This window comes from Streptomyces sp. NBC_01351, assembly GCF_036237315.1.
In the GTDB taxonomy this organism is placed as follows: Bacteria; Actinomycetota; Actinomycetes; order Streptomycetales; family Streptomycetaceae; genus Streptomyces.
Genome location: NZ_CP108356.1, coordinates 1,037,005 through 1,055,951 on the forward strand (window position 1 = coordinate 1,037,005; position 18,947 = coordinate 1,055,951).

The window sequence follows — 18,947 nt, forward strand, 5'->3', positions numbered from 1 at the left end:
AGGAAACGGGAAACGGGAAGCGGAAAGCGGGAAAGGGTGAGGAGAGGGTTCGGCGGGTTCAGCCGGCGGTGCGGAAGCGGCGGCGGTAGGCAGCCGGAGTGATGCCGATCTGCTTGCGCAGCGCCCGGTGGAGGGTTTCCAGCGAGCCGAGTCCGCAGGCGGCGGCCACCTCGTCCAACGGCTGGTCGGTGTGCTCCAGCAGGCGGCGGGCGGCCTCCACCCGCGCGGCCTCGACGTAGGCGGCGGGAGTGGTTCCGGTCTCCTGGCGGAACACGCGGGCGAAGTGCCGTTCGCTCAGGCACATCCGCGCGGAGAGGGCGGCCGCCGACAGGTCCGCGTCCAGGTGGTCGGAGATGAACATCCGCAGTTCGTCGATGTCCCGGCGGGAGGCGGCGGGTTGGCTCAACGGCACCGAGAACTGGCTCTGTCCGCCCTGCCGCTTGAGGTACATCACCAGCTGCCGGGCCACCGACAGGGCCACCTCCTCCCCCAGGTCCTCGGCCACCAACGCCAGCGCGAGGTCCATGCAAGCGCTGATCCCGGCCCCGGTCCAGACGTTCCCGGACCGGACGAAGATCGGGTCGGGATCCACCGTCACCGCCGGGTGGTCCGCCGCCAGCTGGGCGGCGGTGGACCAGTGCGTGGTGGCCGTTCTGCCGTCCAGCAGACCGGCCGCGGCCAGCAGGTGCGCGCCCACGCACACCGACGCCACCCGCCGGGCCAGTGGCGCGGTCGTCTTCAGCCACGCCACCACCTCCGGGTCGATCCGGGCGACCGGCCCGCCGGGGTGCAGGTCCACCGCACCGGGCACGAGGAGCGTGTCCAGTACGCCGTCGACCTCGGCGAACGACAGGTCCGCGACCAGCCTCACCCCCGCCGAGGTGGCGACGACTCCGGGCGCGGGTGCCGCGAGCTGCACCTGGTAGCCCGCCCGGCCGCCGGTCTCCCGGTTGGCCAGCGCGAAGACCTCGGCCGGACCGGTGACATCGAGGAGGTCGACATCGGGGAAGACCGCGATGACGACGCGGCGGTTCGTGGACATGCACCCATCGTCACAGCCGTACATCGTGGCCGCAATGACGGGCTTCTGTCACATCCGGACACCGCCCCCGCCCCCACGGGTCAGGGCTCAGGTCCCCAGTCGGGGTGAGTACGGCGACTCATGCCCGGCCGGTCCCTCCGTCGCCACACTGAGGAACCCAAGGCCAGACACCCCGGAGGTTCCGCGTGATCAGCTCCATCGCAGCCGTGCTCGCTCCCGCGTTCGGCCGGATATCCGTCACGACGGACGCGGCGGCGGGCCCGGTCGTGGACGGGACCATCCTGGTCGCCAACCACACCAGCCTGGCCGACCCCGTCGTCGTGGTCGCCGCCCTGCACCGGCTCGGCGTCGAGCCGGTGGTCATGGCCACGGCCGGGCTGTGGCGGGTCCCTGTGCTCGGGGGCGCGCTCGCCCGCGAAGGGCACATCCCGGTCCGCCGCGGAACGGCTCGTGCGGCGGAGGCCCTCGACGCCGCCGCCGAGGCACTGGCGGCGGGGCGGTGCGTGCTGATCTACGGAGAGGGCGGGATTCCCGCCCGCCGGGGCTCCGGGGAGTTCGCGCCCCTGCCCTTCCGCAGCGGTCCGGCCCGCCTGGCCCGGACGACGGGCGCGCCCGTCCGCCCGGTCGGCCAGGCGGGCGCCCGGCGCATCAGCTCGGGGACGGTGGCCAAGCAGATCGCCGGAGCCGTCACGGCCCCGGTCCGCCGGCCGCGCCTGCACGTGCACGTCGGCGCGCCCGTGTTCCTGCCGGCGCATGTCGCGGAGGCGACGGCCGTGGCCCACGGTGCGGTCACCGCGGCCTGGCGTACCGCGGTGTCCGGCCTCGCCGCGTGAGGCAGCACGGGGACCGGCCCTAACCGCGTACCAGGCGGACCGGCAGCGTCGTGACGTTGTTGCTGATGAAGCTGCGCTGGTACGGGAGTTCCGCGTCGGGGACCGCGAGGTCGAGGTCGGGGAAGCGGGTGAAGAGCCGCTCCAGGGCGATGGTCGCCTCCATTCGGGCGAGCGGGGCACCCATGCAGTAGTGGGCGCCGTGGCCGAAGGAGAGGTGGCGGGCCGCCGTGGGACGGGTGATGTCGAAGCGGTCGGCGTCGGGGCCGTGGAAGGCCTCGTCGCGGCCGGCCGCGGTGTATCCGGCGAACACCGGGGTGCCCTGCGGGATGACGGTGCCGCCCACGGTCAGGTCGCGGGTGGGGTAGCGGAAGGGGAACCAGCTGACCGGACCGTCCCAGCGCAGGGTCTCGTCCACCACGTCCGACCAGCTCGCCTTCCCCTCCAGGACGAGGGCGAGCTGCTCGCGGTGGGCGCACAGGGCGCGGACGGCATTGACGACGAGGTTGAGGGTGGTCTCGTGGCCGGCGACGAGCATCAGCCGCATGGTGCCGATGAGTTCGAGCTCGCTGAGCCGGTCGCCGTCGCCCTCGCGGACGGCGATCAGGGCGCTGGTGAGGTCCTCCCCCGGGTTCGCCCGCCGGGCTTCGGCGATCGTGGCCGTCAGCGCGATGAGTTCCTGGAGGGCGGCCATCTTCTCGGCCGGGGTGATGTCGGTCGCGATGATCACCGTGTTGGTCAGCTCGTGCAGCCGTTCCCGGTGCTCGGGGTCCACGCCGAGCAGCTCGCATATGACGTTCATCGGGAGCGGGAGCGCGAAGTGCGTGTACAGGTCGGCGACCCCGTCCGGGGCCTCGGCCGCGGCCCGGTCGAGGTCGTCGAGGAGCCCGACGGTCAGCTCCTCGACGCGCGGCCGCAGTCGTTCCACCTGACGGGCCGTGAAGGCCTTGCCGACGAGCGAGCGGAGCCGGCGGTGGTCGGCGTCGTCGGCGGTGTGCATGCCCTGGGCGTTCGCGAAGACGCGCAGCGGCCAGTCCGCGGGGATGGTGCCGTCGTGCAGGGCGGGGAAGTGCCGGGCTCCCTTGGCCACGTCGGGGTGGGCGAGGAACTCCTTCAGCGCCTCGTGACCCAGGACGACCGCCCCGGGCACCCCGCCGGGGAGCACGACCTGCGCCGCGGCGCCCCGCTCGGCGCGCAGCCGGGCGTTGAGTGCGTGCGGGCAGCCGCCGGCGGGGTCGATGACGTACGGGGTGGACGGGGTGGACGGGACCGGTGACATGGGGGAGGACAAGCCGACTCTCCTGACCTGATGAACGAAACTCGGTCAACAGTGCGGCTTTGCGGGCATGTTGTACAAGCCCGCCCCGCGCGCGTCTCAGAACCAGTTGACGGTCAAGGCGAAGGACGCGCCCGCGGTCGCTCCCGTGGAGTCGGTGGCGGTGGCGGTGACCGTGACCGTGCCGATCCCCCAGGACTTGCCGCTGATGCGTCCGGAACCGGCGTCGATGGTAAGGCCCCAGGGCAGGCCGCCGGCCGCGTACTTGACCGGGGCCTTGCCGCCGGTGGTGGCGAGCTGGATGGCGCAGGACTGGTTGAACTTGCACGTTTGCGGACCGGGGTTGATGAACCTCAGGTCACCCGGCGTGGGGGTGGAGGTCGGCGTGGGGGTCGGGGTCGGCGTGGGAGTCGGGGTCGGCGTCGGCGTCGGGGTAGGCGTCGGCGTGGGGGTGGGCGTCGTGCCGCAGCCCGGTGTGGCCACCGGCGGCAGCGGTACCCGCCAGATCTGGGTGTCGTTCTCCGAGCCGACGAGCAGGTTGGCGCAGTCGGCGTACGTCACCGTCTCCCCCTGCGACTGTGCGGGGAGCGCCACGTCCGCCAGCTTGACCCCCGTGGTGTCGTACACGGTCGCGGTGTTGGCTCCGACCGGCCCGCCGCTGCGCAGGGTGTACGAGGCCCCCGTCGGCGAGAAGGCGCCGTCGGTGGCGAACACCGGGCCGGGCCGGACCGCCGTGAGGGTGTTGACCTGTCCGGTCACGGGGGGCAGCGGGGCCTGGTAGAGCTGACCCGAGGCCCCGATGATCTTGCTCGCGATGTGGATCCTGCCGGTGAGGGGGTCGACGAGCAGGGATTCCGCGTCGTGCTTTCCGTCCGCGTAGGCGAAGCGGTGGGTCACGGGCGTGACGGTGGCGTTGGCGAGCTGGTCGGGCTCGGCGAAGGAGTGCACGGTGATCTCGGCGCGGCCGCTGAAGTTGTCCCCGATGTCGCCGACCAGGATGGCGGGGCCGCCCGTGGCGTCCTTGCCGATCGCCAGCCCCTCCCAGTCGGTGTTGCCGACGCCGGAGACCGTGAAGGTGGCCGCGAGTCGGCCGGTGGCGGTGGTGCAGTCGATGGCGAAGACCTGGTTGGTGTTGCCGCTGTCGTTGACCACGTAGAAGACGCCCGGATGCTTGCGGCTCATGGCGAGCCCGCTCTGTTCGGCCAGGCCGCCCGGGAGGGTGCACTTCCTCTCCGGCGCCAGGGCGTCCGCTGCTGCGGCAGCCGCGCGGGACGGGCTTGCCGGAGAGGCGGTGGCGTTGGTCATCCAGGCGACGGCGGGCAGGATCGTGGCGAGGGCCGCGGTCGCGAGGGCGGCGGCCCGGTGGGGTGTCGACGTGAGGAGTCGGGGCATGCCGACAATGTGACGGTGCATCAGTTAGTGGTACAGGCCCGATCGCCCCCCGTTTGAGCATCGTTCAATGCCGCGGTGGCATGTCTCCTCAGCGGACCGGCTCCCGCACGGGCGCCTTGTGCCCCGCGTGCGCGATGAACGCGCGGGCAGCCCGACTGAGGGGCCGCCGGGCGTGCGCGATGCCCACGGGGCGCAGCAGGGGCGGGGTGAAGGAGCGGATCTCGGCACGGCTGCCAAATGCTCTTAAAACCACGTCCCGGTACCAGATCAGGGAGCCGCGACCGTCGGTCACGCCCGTCACCCAGGCGAGGCGCTCGTCGACCTCCAGGCTGGGCACGGGCCGCACCCCGAGGCAGCTGAACATGGCCTCCATCTCGGTGCGCCGGCCGGTACCCGGGGTGGGCAGCACCATCGGCAGCCCGTCGAGCATGCGGAACGGCAGCGGGTCGGGCAGCCGGGAGCCGATCGGCGAGATCAGCACCACTTCGCGCTCCTGCATGAAGTGGGTGGTGAGCTCCTTGTCCAGCGGGAGGTCGACGAGCGCCAACTCGGAGCGGCCCTGGTTCAGTTCCTCGACGAGCGCCTCCCGGCTGTCGTGCTGCTGGAGCCGGACGTCGACCGTCGGGTGCCGCTCGGTGTAGGCGGCGATCAGGTCGGTGGCCAGGTCGAGGGCGAGGGTGGGGGTGGTGACGACGGTCAGGGCGGCCCGCGCGTCCTTGCCGTGCGGGGTGCCTATGTCGTCGATGGCCTCCACCGCGTTGAGCACCGTACGGGCCAGCCGGACGACCCGGGCCCCTTCCGGCGTGAGGTCCACCCCCCTTCCCCGGCGTGCGAGGAGTTCGACGCCCAAATCCCGTTCCATGGCCTGGACGGCCCGGGACAGGGCGGACTGGGCGACGAAGACCGAGGCTGCCGCCCCCGTGATGGACCGAAAGTCGGCGACGGCGACGAGGTAGCGGAGCTGCGCGAGTGTGGGGGTCATGACCGGACGGTAACCGCGTGGGGCTGTACCTGTAAGGGCTCGTCGGGTGAACAACTCTCCGGGTCCGGCGTGGCGTTCATACCGGGTTCGGTGGTCAGGCATGCCGGTCCGGCATGCCCGCGGGGATGCCGTACGAGGTCACGCGCGCCGGCGTCGGCCCGGACCGGGCGGGAATCGTCCCAGGTCACCGGCCCCGGCGGGGGCGTGACGGGCGTCCGCCCGGGGTGCGTGTCGGGTCCTCGGCGCGGGCCGATGGTGCGAAGCCTCGTATTCCGCATGCCTGTTGACAGTGCGGGGCGGCCACCGCACGATGCATCGCGGCGTGAGGGTGTTTGACCACTGTTCAAGCCCGCCTTGTCGGCGGCGGGCCGCCCGGCCGATGTGTGCGAGACGCCGCACTCCCCCGTGCTCGGACTCTTCCGCCGATCCGTCGTTCTGTCGTTCTGTCCTTCCGCTGTCCCGTTCTTCCGCTCTCCCGTTCTCCCGCCCTGTACTGCGCCATGTCACACAGCACTGGAAGAGGAGCGCCCGTGACCCCCCAGCCCCCGCAGTCAGCCGCCGCCCGTGACCTCGTCGTCGCGGTCAGTCCCTTCGAGGAGCCGCACCCGCGCATCGTGGCCGCCGCCGAGCGCGCCGGGGCCCTCGGGCTCCTCGATCTCGGCCGGGACCCTGACGCCGCGCGGCGCGGCTTCGCGGAGCTGGGGCGCCGGCTCGGGGGTGGAGGTGGTGGAGGTGGCGGTGGCACCGGTGGCCGCACGTACGGGGTGCGGGTGCCCGTGGGCTGCCTCGTCCAGCCCGGGGAGCTGCCCGCCGAGGTGGACACGGTGCTGCTCGCCGACCCGGCGTACTACACCCCGGCGGAGGTGTCGGCATGGGCCGCGGCGGCCGGGCGGCCCAGGGTCTGGGCCGAGGTCACCAGCCCGGCGGAGGCCGCGGAGGCGGTGGCGGCCGGGGTCGGCGGGCTCGTCGCCAAGGGCCACGAAGCCGGCGGCCGGGTGGGCGGGGCCACCACCTTCGTCCTGTTGCAGCAGTTGCTCGGGGACCCCGACGTCGGAGTGCCCGTGCGGGCCCTCGGCGGCATCGGCCCGCACACGGCGGCGGCGGCCGTCGCGGGCGGAGCGGCCGGGGTGCTGCTCGACGTACAACTGGCGCTGACCGCCGAGGGGGAGGCCGCCCTGCCTGTGGAAGTGGCCTCGGCACTGCGGTCGATGGACGGCTCGGAGACCCGACTGGCCGGCGAGCACCGAGTGTTCGCGCGGCCCGACCTGACACCGCCCGAGGGCCCCGTGGCCGCGCTCCTCGGGGCACGGGACCTGCGGGCGCAGCTGCTGCCCGTCGGGCAGGACGGAGCCTCGGCCGCGCGGCTGGCCGCGCGGTACCGGACCACCGGCGGTGTGCTGCAGGCCGTACGGGCCGCCATCTCCGGGCACCTGACCGCGGCCGACCGGGCGCGGCCCCTCGCCCGGCCGCTGTCCGTCGCGCAGGGCCCGATGACCCGGGTCAGCGACCAGGCGGCCTTCGCCGAGGCGGTGGCCCGCGCGGGCGGCATCCCCTATCTGGCGCTCGCGGTGATGGAGGGCCCCGACGTACGCCGACTGCTGGCGGAGAGCTCCGAACGGCTCGGGCAACTCCCCTGGGGTGTGGGGCTGCTCGGGTTCGCGCCGCCCGAGCTGCGGCGCGAACAGCTGGCCGCGGTCGCCGAGGCCCGCCCGCCGTACGCGATCATCGCCGGCGGCAACCCGGCGCAGGCGGCCCCGCTGGAGGCGGCGGGGATCCGGACGCACCTGCACGTGCCCTCGCCGGGGCTGCTGGAGCGGTATCTCGCCGAGGGGGCGCGGCGGTTCGTGTTCGAGGGGCTGGAGTGCGGAGGGCACGTGGGCCCCCGGGCGTCGTTCCCGCTGTGGGAGGAACAGATCGAGCGGCTGCTGTCCTGCCCCGAACCGGATGCCCTGGACGTGCTGTTCGCGGGCGGCATCCACGACGAGCGCTCCGCGGCGATGGCGGCGGCTGCCGCGGCGCCGCTGGCGGAGCGGGGTGCCCGCGTCGGCGTGCTGATGGGCACCGCGTACCTCTTCACGGAGGAGGCGGTGGCGGCGGGCGCGGTGGTACGGGGCTTCCAGCGCGCGGCGCTGGACTGCGACGGGACGGTCCTGCTGCACACCGCCCCGGGCCACGCGACGCGCTGCGCGGCCACCCCGTACGCCGACACCTTCGAGGCGACCCGGCGCCGCCTGACGGATTCCGGCACCGAACCGCGCCGCGTGTGGGAGGAACTGGAGGGCCTCAACCTGGGCCGCCTCCGCATAGCCAGCAAGGGCCTACGCCGGTCCCCTGCTGGGGGCTCGGCCGGAGCCGAGGGGGCCGCTGGAGCCGAGGGGGCGGCCGGAGCCGAGGAGGCGGCCGGGACAACCGGGCTCGTCGGCACGTCCGGAGAAGCCGGGACGTCCGGAGAAGCCGGGCCGTCCGGAGAGGCCGGAGCCCGGGCCGGCGGGGATCGGCTGGAGGTCGTGTCCGAGGAGCAGCAGTACGCCGAGGGGCTGTTCATGCTCGGGCAGGCCGCCGCCCTGCGGTCCGCGACCACCACCGTGGCCGCGCTGCACGCGCAGGTGACCGAAGGGGCGACGGAGCTGCTGGCGCGGCGGGCCGGCGAGTTCACCCCTGCGGAGCCGCCCGCCGGCGAGCCGCTCGACGTCGCCATCGTCGGGATGGCCTGCGCCTACCCCGGCGCCCCCGATCTCGCCGCCTACTGGGCCATGGTGCTCGCCGGGACGGACGCCGTCACCGAGGTGCCGGCCGAGCGCTGGGACCCGGAGCTCTACTACGACGCCGACCCGGCGCGGGCCGGCGAACGCACCCCGTCCCGCTGGGGCGGCTTCCTCGGGCCGGTGCCCTTCGACGCCCTCGCGCACGGCATCCCGCCCGCCTCCCTCACCGGGATCGAGCCCGTACAACTGCTGGCCCTGGAGATCTCCGCGCGGGCCCTCGTGGACGCCGGGTACGGCAAGGGCCGGGAGTTCGACCGTTCCCGGACCTCGGTGGTGTTCGGGGCGGAGGCCGGCACCGAGCTGGCCGGCGCGTACGGGCTGCGCGCCCTGCACCCCGCCTACCTTGGCGAGCTGCCGCCCGCGCTGGACGAGCAACTCCCGCGCCTCACCGAGGACTCCTTCCCCGGGATACTCGCGAACGTGATCGCCGGCCGGGTCGCCAACCGGCTCGACCTCGGCGGCGCGAACTGCACGGTCGACGCCGCCTGCGCGTCCTCCCTCGCCGCGCTGGACCTCGCCTGCCGCCAACTGCGCGACGGAGACTCCGACATGGTGCTGTGCGGCGGAGCCGACGTGCACAACGGCATCAACGACTACCTGATGTTCGCCTCCGTCCGCGCCCTGTCCCCCGGCGGCCGCTGTCGGCCCTTCGACGCGGCCGCGGACGGGATCGCCCTCGGCGAGGGCGTGGGCGCGCTCGTCCTGAAACGGCTCGCGGACGCCGAACGGGACGGTGACCGGGTCTACGCAGTGATCAAGGCGGTCGGCGCCTCCAGCGACGGCCGGTCGCTCGGTCTGACCGCGCCCCGCCCGGAGGGCCAGCGGCGGGCGCTGGAGAGGGCCTACGCGCGGGCCGGGGTCAAGGCTGACGAGGTGGGGCTGGTCGAGGCGCACGGCACCGGCACCGTGGTCGGCGACAGCACCGAACTGGCCGTGCTGAGCGAGGTGTTCACCGCCTTCGGGGCCGAGCCCGGTTCCTGCGCGCTGGGCTCGGTGAAATCCCAGCTCGGGCACACCAAGTGCGCGGCCGGCCTGGCCGGGCTGATCAAGGCCGCCCGGGCGGTCCACACGGGCGTGCGGCCGCCGACCCTGCACATCGACCGCCCGAACCCGGCCTGGCAGGCCGACAGCAGCCCCTTCTTCTTCGACGACGAGGCCCGGCCCTGGGCACAGCCCCCGGAGCGGCGCATCGCCGGGGTCAGCGCGTTCGGTTTCGGCGGCACCAACTACCACGCGGTGCTGGCCGGTCACACGGGCGCGGAGGAGCCCCGGCACGGACTGGAGGAGTGGCCGGCCGAGGTGTTCTTCTTCCGCGGCGAGGACCGGCGCGCCGCGGGCCGGGCAATGGCGCGACTCGCGGCCCGGCTGGAGGAGAACGACACGGCCGGGCGGCCGTGGGCGCTGCGGGACCTCGCCGCGGAGGTCGCCGCCGACCCCGGGCCGGTGCAGGTCGCCGTCGTGGCCGCCGGCCTCGACGAGCTGGCCGCCCGGCTGGAGCCGGCCCGGGCCTTCGCTCCCGGCGCGGGGATCCACGTACGGGAGGAGTCCGCTCAGCCGGGGCGGGTGGCGTTCCTGTTCCCCGGGCAGGGCAGTCAACGGCCCGGAATGCTGGGCGAGTTGTTCATGGCCTTCCCGGCGCTGCGCGGCCTGCTGGACGAGGCGCCGGGTTCGGTGGTCGCCGCGATGTTCCCGCCGGCGGCGTTCACGCCCGAGGAGCGGGCGGCGCAGCGGGCGGCGGTCACGGACACCCGGGTGGCCCAGCCGGCGCTCGGGCTGACGGGGGCGGCCGCGCACCTGCTGCTCGGCGAGCTCGGCGTCCGGCCGGACTGCGTGGCGGGGCACTCGTACGGGGAGCTCGTCGCGCTCTGGGCCGCCGGGGCGTACGACACGGAGGGCCTGCTGCGGCTGAGCGCGCGCCGGGCCGAGGCGATCATGGCGGCCGCCGGGGCGGATCCGGGGTCGATGGCGGCGGTATCGGCGGCCCCGGACGACGTGCGGGAGATCGCGGAGCGCGCCGGATGCGTGGTGGCGAACCACAACGCGCCCCGGCAGTGCGCGATTTCGGGCCCGACGGAAGCCGTCGCGGCGGCGGTTTCGGCGCTCCGCGAGGCGGGTCTGACGGCCCAACCCCTCTCCGTGGCCTGCGCGTTCCACAGCGAGGTGGTGGCGGGGGCGACCGCCGACCTCGCGGCCGAGCTGGCGGCGACGGCGGTGTCCGCGCCGGGCCTCGAGGTGTGGTCGAACACGACGGCCGAGCCGTATCCGTCCTCCGCCGAAGAGGTACGAGACCTCGCCGCGCGCCAACTCGGCCGGCCGGTCCGCTTCGTGGAGGAGGTGGAGGCCATGTACGCGGCCGGCGTCCGGACGTTCGTGGAAACGGGCCCCGGCCGCGTGCTCTCCTCCCTCGTCGCCCGCATCCTGGGCGACCGCCCGCACACGGTGGTCCCGCTGGACGTACCGGGCGAGCACGGCCTGCTCCGGCTGGTCACCGCCCTGGCGGAACTGGCAGCGGCGGGCGCGCCGGTTGCGCCGGAGGCGCTCTTCCGCGGCCGCACCTCCCGCCTCCCGGACCGCGCGCCGCGCCGCCCGGGCTGGCTGGTCGACGGCCACCTGGTCCGCACCGTGGACGGCGCCCCGATCCCGGGCGGCCTCCAACCGGCCCGGCGCATCCCGGCGGTGACGGCGGTCCAGGGCGCAGACCCGAACGCGGCGCGGGTAGCGGCCCCGGTTGCGGCGTGGGGCGCGGCTCCGAACACGGCGCCGGGCTCGGACCCGACTACGTCTTGGGACGCGGCCCCGACTGCGGCTGCGGCCTGGGGCGCGACAGCCCCGAACTCGGAGTGGGGCGCGCCCTCGAACGCGGCTGGGGCTCCGGCTTGGGGCGCGGCACCAGCTGCGGCTGCGACTCCGAGCGCGGCTTGGGGGGCGGCTCCTGCTTGGGGGGCCGCTGCGACTGTGGACCCGACCCCGGGTGCCCCGCTCGCAAACGGGGGCCCGGCCCCCGACCCGGGTACGACCTGGGGAACAGCTCCAGGTTGGGGCGCGACTGCGATCGCGGGACCAACCTCGGGTGCCCCGGTCACGAACGGGGCCCCGGCCCCCGTCCCGGGTGCGGCGGCCTGGGGAACAGCTCCGAGTTGGGGCGCGACTGCGGCCGCGGTCGCGGGCCCGGCCGCCCCGGGTGCCCAGCTCGCCAACGGGGCCCCTGCGCCCACCGGCGCCGAGCCGCCCCGCCGGCCGGTCTCTCCTCCCGCCGCCGACCGGCGCGAGGAGACGGTCCTGGAGTACCTGCGTGCTTCGCGCGAACTGGTCCAGGCGCAGCGGGACGTCCTGCTGGGCTACCTGGGCACGGCGGCGTCCGCCGGCACGGGGCACTCCGCCACCCCGGTCAGCACGTGGGCAAGCGGCACACCCGCACCGTCCCACCTGAACGGCAACCACCCGGTGGCCACGGCCGTACCCCATCCCGGCACCGCGCCGGGCCCCCAACAGTGGCCGGCGCACCACACCGCGGGAGCAGGCGCGCCCGGAGCCCTGGCAGCCACCCCCGCGCCCTGGCCCGGCAGCCCGGCTGCCGCCGGCCCGGACCCGTTCGCGGGCAGCGGCCCCTCCTGGACGGCGACCGGCCCCTGGCCCACCGCCCATACCGCAGGGGCGGGGACTCCCGGAGTCCCGGGTAGCTCGCCCGCGCCCTGGCCCGGCAGCCCGACCAACGCACCCGGCGGCCCGCTCGCCGGCAGTGGCCCCGCACCCGGCATGGCGGCCCCGGGCCCCCGGCCCGGCGGGCCGGCCGTCGCGGGTGCGGATCCGTCCGCAGCCGCACCCGCGGCCGGCGCTCCTGGAGGGGAGTTGTCCGCCGAGGCCGTCATGGACGTCGTGCTGGAGATCGTGCACACCCGGACCGGGTACCCCCGGGACATGCTCGACCCCGCGCTGGACCTGGAGGCGGACCTCTCGATCGACTCCATCAAGCGCGTCGAGATCATCGGCGCCCTCGCCGACCGCATCGGGCTCCCGCAGGGCCCCGGCGGGACCTCCGAGGACGCGGTCGAGGAGCTGTCCCGGATCAAGACCCTGCGCGGGATCGTGGATTGGGTCACCTCCCACACCGGTGCGCCCGCAGCGGAACCGCAACCGGAATCGGAACCGGACCAGAAGTCGGAACCGGCCTCCTCCGCAAGGCCGTTCGACGGGCACACCGTCCCCGTCCCGGCACCCGCACCCGCCTCCGCACCCGCACCGCTCAGTCGGCTCCGCGTCACCACCGTGACCGTGCCCCCGGCCACCGGCGACCCGGAGGAGCTGCGCGGGCTGCGCATCGGACTCGTCGAGGACGGCCACGGCATCGCGCTCGCGCTCGGCGCGGCCCTGGACGCGTACGGCGTCGAGGTGAAGGTCCTCCCCGAGGCCGAGGCCGGGTTCGACGGCATCGTCGAGCTGTCCGCCCTGCGGCCCGGCTCCGAACCCGTGCTCCCCGGGGTCTTCCCGGGGCTGCGGCAGGCCCTGACCGGCGGGACCCGGCGGCTGCTCCTCGTCACCGCGCCCGGTACCCCCGGCGCCGGTCTGCACGGCTTCGCCCGCAGCGCGGCCCTGGAGTTCCCCGGAGCCCTGATCCGCGCGGTGGACGTCCAGCCCAAGGAGGACCCCGAACGGATCGCCGCGCAGCTCCTGGACGAGCTCCTCTGCGCGCCCGCCGAGGGCTTCGCCGAGGGGACCGCCGACGCCCTCTCCTCCGTCGGGTACACCGCCGACGGCGTGCGCGTCACCCGCCGGGCCGTACCCGCCGGGCTCGCCCCGGGCGGCGACGGCCGACCGCCCCTCGACCGCGACTCGGTCGTGCTGCTCACCGGTGGCGCCCGCGGCATCACCGCACGGACGGCCCTCGCACTGGCCCGCTCCACCGGCTGCCACGTCGAGTTGATCGGCCGTACCCCCGAACCGCCGCCCATCGGGGACGCGTTCGGCCAGGCCCACGACCGGGTCGCGCTCCGGGCCGCGCTGATCGCCACCGGGCTCCGCAAGCCGGCCGAGATCGAGGCGGCGGCCTCCCGGATCCTCGCGGAGCGCGAGGTACGGGCCACCCTGACCGGCCTCGCCGCGGCCGCGGCCTCCGTCCGCTACCACTGTGCGGACGTCACCGACGCCGCCGCGGTACGGGCCGTGCTGGCCGATGTCCGGGCCCGGCACGGCCGGCTCGACGGGCTCGTGCACGGCGCCGGGATCCTGCGCGACGCGCTGCTGCGCGACAAGCAACCGGCCGACTTCGCCGAGGTGTTCACCACCAAGGTGGCCAGCGCCCGCAACCTGGCGGCCGCGGCCGCCGAGCACGGGTCGACGCCCGCGCCCCGCTTCCTGGCCCTCTTCGGCAGCGTCGCCGGGGTGTACGGGAACCGCGGCCAGTGCGATTACGCGGCGGCGAACGACGCCCTCGACGGTCTCGCGCACGCCTGGGACGAATCGTTCCCGGGCCGGGTGCTGGCCGTCGACTGGGGCCCCTGGGCGGCGGACGCGGGCGGGATGGTCACCCCCGAGCTGGAGCGTGCGTACGCCCGGCGCGGCATCCCGCTGATCACGCCGGAGGCGGGCACCGCCGCGTTCCTCACCGAACTCGCGCACGGAACCGACGTACAGGTGGTCCTCATGGCATCCGACGAGACGCGGGAGGGACTCGGCGATGAGTGAACGCGACCGCGACCCGCGCCGGGGACCCCGGCCGACCGACGCGGCGATCGTCGGAATGGGGGCCGTCTTCCCCGGGGCCGCCGACCTCGCCGCCTACCGGAGCAACCTCCTCGCCGGTACGGACTCCATCGGCGAAGTTCCCCCGGGGCGCTGGGATCCGGAGGTGTACTACGACCCGGACGGCGCCACCGGGCCGGTGGCCGGAGACCGGTTCTACTGCCGGCGCGGCGGCTTCGTCGACGGTCTCGCCTCCTTCGACCCGACCCGGTTCGGGATCATGCCGGCCGCGGTGGAGGGGGCCGAGCCGGATCAGATGCTGGCCCTGCACGCGACGGCCGAGGCCCTCGCGGACGCGGGCGGCGAGGACCGGCTGCCGGCCGACCGCTCCCGGATCGGGGTGGTGCTGGGGCGGGGCGGCTTCATGGGGGTGGCCACCGCACGCCTGGACCAACGGGTGCGCACCGCACACCAGTTGGCCCAGACCCTGCGGGAGCTCGCGCCGGAGCTGGGCGAGCGCCGGATCGCGGAGGTGCGATCGGCGTTCCAGGAGGCGCTGGGCCCGGAGCGGCCGGACGCGTCGATCGGGCTGGTGCCGAGCTTCACCGCCGCCCGTACCGCGAACCGGCTCGACTTCCGGGGCCCCGCCTACACCCTGGACGCGGCCTGCGCCTCCTCCCTGCTGGCCGTGGACCAGGCGGTGGGACTGCTGGCGAGCGGCCGCTGCGACGCGGTGGTCGCGGGCGCCGTCCACCACTGCCACATCGCCACGCTGTGGAGCGTGTTCACGCAGCTGCGGGCGCTCAGCCCGAGCGAGCGGATCCGGCCCTTCGACCGGCGGGCCGACGGGACCCTGCTGTCCGAGGGCACCGGGGTGGTGCTGCTGAAGCGGCTGGCGGACGCGGAGCGGGACGGCGACCGCGTCTACGCGGTGATCCGCGGTACCGGCGTGGCCGGTGACGGGCGGGCGGCGAGCCTGATGAGCCCGCTCGTGGCCGGTCAGGTACGGGCGCTGGAGCGGGCCTGGCGGGAGGCCGGTCTGGACCCGCGGGCGCCGGGCGCGCTGGGGCTCCTGGAGGCGCACGGCACCGGCACCCCGGTCGGGGACGCGGCCGAACTGGACACGCTGGCCCAGGTGTTCGGACCTCCCTCCGAAGGGATCGCCGGTATCGGCTTCGGTTCGGTGAAGTCGATGCTGGGACACACCATGCAGGCCTCCGGCATGGCCGGGCTGATCAAGGCCGCGCTCGCGGTGCACGAGGGGGTGCTGCCGCCGACCCTGCACCTGGAGGAGCCGCACGCGGACCTCGTACGGACCCGGATGCGGCCGGTGACGGCGGCCGAGCCGTGGGAGCGGGGGCCGGAGCCGCGCCGGGCCGGGGTCAACGCGTTCGGCTTCGGCGGGATCAACGCGCACGTGGTGCTGGAGGAGGCACCGGCCGCGGCCCGCCCGACGCCCCCGGCACGCCGGTTCCTGCCGCTGGGCGGCACGGCCGCACCCATGGGTACGGGGCCGGGTTCGGGGCCGGGTCGAGGGCCGGGTACGGGGCCGGGACCGACCCGCGCCCGGGAGGACGTACTCCTGCTGGCCGCCGACAGCCCGGCGGAGTTGTCGGCGCTGCTGGCTTCCGGCTCGCCGGTCTCCGGCGGTTCCGGGGCCTGCCGGCTGGCGGTGGTCGGGCCGACACCGCAGCGGCTCGCGCTGGCCGCGAAGGCGGTGGCGCGCGGCCGGGCCTGGCGTGGAAGGGGGGACGTCTGGTTCGCGCCGGAGCCGCTGGGCGGCCGGACGGCCTTCCTCTTCCCCGGCCTGGAACCGGAGTTCGCGCCGGTCCTGGACGACGTGGCCGACCGGCTCGGGCCGGCCCGGCCCCCGCTCACCCGCGGTTCGTCCCTCGTCGAACGGGCGCTGGACGCGATCGCGACCGGCCGGTTCTTCGCCGAGGTCCTGCCCGGACTCGGCATAGAGGCCGACGTGCTGGCGGGCCACAGCCTGGGCGAGTGGGCGGCGATGGTGGCCGCCGGCATGTACCCGAGGGAGGCGGCCGACACCTTCCTCGAGTCGCTCCGGCCGGACGACCTGCTGGTCCCGGACCTCGTGTACGCGGCCCTGGGCTGCGGCGCGCGGCGGGCCGAGGCGGCCTCGCACGGGCTGGACGGGGTGGTGGTCAGCCACGACAACTGCCCGCACCAGTCGGTGATCTGCGGGGAGCCGGAGCAAGTGGCCGTGGTCGTGGCCCGGTTGCGCGGCGAGGGCGTGCTCGGACAGGAACTGCCGTTCCGATCGGGCTTCCACACTCCGATGTGGGAGCCGTACCTGGGCCAGGTCCGGGCCGCCTTCGGACGGCTGCCGCTGCGGGCCGGTTCCGTACCCGTCTGGTCGGCGACGACGTGTGCCCCGTTCCCCGCCTCCCCCGATTCCGTAAGGGAGTTGGTGATCCGCCACCTCCTGGAGCCGGTCCGCTTCCGCGAACTGACACTGCGGCTGTACGAGGAGCAGGGCGTGCGGTCGTTCGTCACCCTGGGCCCGGGCAGCCTGCCGGGCTTCGTCGAGGACACCCTGCGCGACCGCCCGCACCTGTCGGTGTCCGTCTCCTCTCCCCGCCTCGGCGGCCTCGCCGCCCTACGTCGCGCGTGCGCCGCCCTGTGGGCGGAGGGCCACACCCCGCACTGGCACCATCTGGCCGAACCGGACACCCCTGCGCTGGTACCCGCTGCCGACAGCGCTGCCATCGCCGGCGCCGGCCGTCGGAGTGTTCCGCTGGACCTGGGTTCCCCTCTGGTGCGACTCGGTGCGGCGGCACGGGCTTCCCTCGGCGGCCTCCTGACGCCCCCGTCACCGCCCGCAGCGCCGGCACCGCCCACACCCGGGGCGGCACCGGCGGCCCCACCCGGTCCGCGGCCCGTGCTGCTGTCGGCCCTGGACGCGGTGCTCGCCGACACCGGTGCGGCCGCGCAGAGCGTCGCCGCGGCCTGGTCGGCCTGGTCGGCCGTACGACCGCCGGACGCGCCCACGCCCGGCGCCCTGCCCGGTCCCGCCGCGCAGCCGACCGCGGCGGGGCCGGACCACCACGGTCCGGCAAGGGCCACGGGGAAGGAGCTCCTGCGGCTTTCCCTCGCCACCCTGCCCTACGTACGGGACCACTGCGTGTACCTCCAGCCCGAAGGCTGGCCCGAGGACTCCGACTGGTTCCCCGTCGTGCCCATGACCACCATGCTGGAGCTGGCCGCCGAGGCCGCCCGGCGACACGCCCCGCCCGGGCTCGCCGTCGTCGGCTACGAGGACGTACGGGCCCTGCGGTGGCTCGCGGTCGAGCCGGCCGTCGACGTGGAGGTCACCGTCCGGGGCGACGGGCCCGGCCGGCTGCGCGTCGCCCTCGGCGAGTACGCCACCGTGGTCGTCCTGCTCGGCCCGCGGTACGAGCAGCCACCCCCGCCCGACGCCACGCCGCTGCGCGACCCGCGGCCCGCCCCCGTCAGCGCCGAGGCCCTGTACCGGGACCGGTGGATGTTCCACGGTCCGCGCTTCGCCGCCGTGCACGAGGTGCGTGCCGTCGGCGAGGACGGCATCCAGGGCGTGCTGCGCGCGCTGCCCGATCCGGGCGCGCTCCTCGACGCCGCCGGGCAGCTGTTCGGGCACTGGATGCAGCTGCGGCTGCCGGTGGACCGGCTCGTCTTCCCGGCCACCGTGGACCGGATCCGCTTCTACGGACCCCCGCCGCCGGAGCGGGCGCTCGTCGCCGCGACGGCCCGCATCCGCGAGGTGCGCGACGTCACCGTGCGCGGCGACCTCGAACTGCGCCGGCCCGACGGCGACGGCACGGTGTGGGCACGGATCGAGGGGTGGACGTACCGCCGCTTCGGCGCCGACGAGCGGGTCTGGCCGATGAAGTTCACGCCGGAGGTGTGCGGCATCGGCGAGCCCCGGCCCGAGGGCTGGTGCCTGGCACGGCGGCGCTGGACCGACCCCGCCTCGCAAGAGCTCGTGATGCGCCGCTACCTCGGAGCCGCCGAACGGGCCGTCTACGAGCGGCTGTCGCCGCGCGCCCGGGCGCCCTGGCTGCTGGGCCGGATCGCGGCCAAGGACGCGCTGCGCGGGCTGCTGTGGGAAGCGGGGGCGGGGCCGGTGTTCCCGGTGGAGGTGCCGATCGGCAACGACGCGGCGGGCCGTCCGCTGGCCGAGGGGCCGTTGACCGGCGGCTACCGGCTGTCGATCGCCCACAAGGACCGGATCGCGGTCGCCCTCGCCCATCCGTCCCGGACGGTCGGCATCGACGTGGAGCCGGTGACCGCCGACCCGGACGCGTTGGTCCGCATCGCGCTCGGCCCGGACGAACTCCGCCTGGCCGAAGGGCTGGCCGCCCGCGAGGGCACGGACCTGCCGACGGCGCTGACCGCCCTGTGGTGCGCCAAGGAGGCCGCCGCCAAGGCGGAGGGCAGCGGGCTCGGCGGCCGGCCCCGCGAGTGGCGCGTCGCGGAAGACCCGGAGAGCCCGGACCCGGGCCTGCTGCTGGTGCGCTCGCCCGCCGGACACCGGCTTCCGGTCCGCACCACCCTCCTCGGCGGCCACGCACCGCTCGACCACGTCGTCGCCTGGACCGCCGACCCGGCGGCCCCCGCGGCCCCGTCCACCGTCCCCTTCCAGTTCACGGAGACCCGTCATGGAACCTGACATCCTCGCCGAGATCACCTCCATGCTCGTGGAAATCGTCGGCGACGAGTACCTGCTCGCGGAGGAGGTAACGATGGAGACGACCTTCAACGAGGATCTCGCGCTGGAGAGCGTCGAGTTCGTCGCGCTCGCCGAACTGCTGCACCACCGCTACGGCGCCGATGTGGACCTCATGGGGTTCCTCGCGGAGAAGGACATGGACGCCATCCTCGCGATGTCCGTCGGTGAACTCGTCACGCACATCGGCCGGATCACGCACGCCTCCCTCGCCCGCACCTCCGCGGCGGCCACCGCCGCCGCGGCCGGCTGAGC

General features: G+C 75.3%; 8 protein-coding genes. 4 read left to right on the top strand and 4 right to left on the bottom strand.

The features are described 5' to 3' along the window. Positions 1–58: 58 nt before the first annotated feature. Positions 59–1,042 (bottom strand): GlxA family transcriptional regulator, encoded by a 984-nt coding sequence (locus OG625_RS04940; RefSeq protein WP_329376839.1) that lies wholly within the window; start codon positions 1,040–1,042, stop codon positions 59–61. A 185-nt stretch (positions 1,043–1,227) separates the two neighbouring features. Between OG625_RS04940 and OG625_RS04945 the strand changes: the two genes are divergently transcribed. Continuing rightward, on the top strand, positions 1,228–1,875 hold the full coding sequence (locus OG625_RS04945; protein WP_329376840.1) for a lysophospholipid acyltransferase family protein: 648 nt from the start codon (positions 1,228–1,230) through the stop codon (positions 1,873–1,875). Positions 1,876–1,894: 19 nt separating this feature from the next. On the opposite strand, the gene OG625_RS04950 is transcribed toward OG625_RS04945, so the two are convergent. The 3 genes from OG625_RS04950 to OG625_RS04960 form a co-directional block, all read right to left on the bottom strand. After that, positions 1,895–3,151: a cytochrome P450 family protein gene (locus OG625_RS04950; RefSeq protein ID WP_329390449.1), complete on the bottom strand. Its 1,257-nt coding sequence runs from the start codon at positions 3,149–3,151 to the stop codon at positions 1,895–1,897. Positions 3,152–3,247: 96 nt separating this feature from the next. Then, on the bottom strand, positions 3,248–4,540 hold the full coding sequence (locus tag OG625_RS04955; protein WP_329376841.1) for a putative Ig domain-containing protein: 1,293 nt from the start codon (positions 4,538–4,540) through the stop codon (positions 3,248–3,250). Positions 4,541–4,628: 88 nt separating this feature from the next. Further along, positions 4,629–5,522 carry a LysR family transcriptional regulator gene (locus tag OG625_RS04960; protein ID WP_329376842.1) on the bottom strand — a complete coding sequence of 298 codons (894 nt, stop codon included), beginning with the start codon at positions 5,520–5,522 and terminating at the stop codon, positions 4,629–4,631. A 530-nt stretch (positions 5,523–6,052) separates the two neighbouring features. Here OG625_RS04960 and OG625_RS04965 point away from each other — a divergent pair. Genes OG625_RS04965 through OG625_RS04975 form a run of 3 tightly spaced genes read left to right on the top strand, consistent with a single transcriptional unit; the run spans position 6,053 to position 18,945 of the window. After that, positions 6,053–13,969: an SDR family NAD(P)-dependent oxidoreductase gene (locus OG625_RS04965; protein WP_329376843.1), complete on the top strand. Its 7,917-nt coding sequence runs from the start codon at positions 6,053–6,055 to the stop codon at positions 13,967–13,969. Further along, positions 13,962–18,635 carry a polyketide synthase gene (locus tag OG625_RS04970; protein WP_329376844.1) on the top strand — a complete coding sequence of 1,558 codons (4,674 nt, stop codon included), beginning with the start codon at positions 13,962–13,964 and terminating at the stop codon, positions 18,633–18,635. The genes OG625_RS04965 and OG625_RS04970 overlap by 8 nt, the downstream gene beginning before the upstream one ends. After that, entirely contained in the window at positions 18,625–18,945 is a 321-nt protein-coding gene (locus tag OG625_RS04975) for an acyl carrier protein (protein ID WP_329376845.1), read from the top strand. Before OG625_RS04970 ends, OG625_RS04975 begins: the two co-directional genes overlap by 11 nt. The last annotated feature ends 2 nt before the right edge of the window (positions 18,946–18,947 follow it).

Bases quoted from the DNA above. Each gene is read 5' to 3' on its own strand.
- OG625_RS04940 (WP_329376839.1), bottom strand. From the start codon at position 1,042: ATGTCCACGAACCGCCGCGTCGTCATCGCGGTCTTCCCCGATGTCGAC.
- OG625_RS04950 (WP_329390449.1), bottom strand. From the start codon at position 3,151: ATGTCACCGGTCCCGTCCACCCCGTCCACCCCGTACGTCATCGACCCC.
- OG625_RS04970 (WP_329376844.1), top strand. From the start codon at position 13,962: ATGAGTGAACGCGACCGCGACCCGCGCCGGGGACCCCGGCCGACCGAC.
- OG625_RS04975 (WP_329376845.1), top strand. From the start codon at position 18,625: ATGGAACCTGACATCCTCGCCGAGATCACCTCCATGCTCGTGGAAATC.
- OG625_RS04955 (WP_329376841.1), bottom strand. From the start codon at position 4,540: ATGCCCCGACTCCTCACGTCGACACCCCACCGGGCCGCCGCCCTCGCG.
- OG625_RS04960 (WP_329376842.1), bottom strand. From the start codon at position 5,522: ATGACCCCCACACTCGCGCAGCTCCGCTACCTCGTCGCCGTCGCCGAC.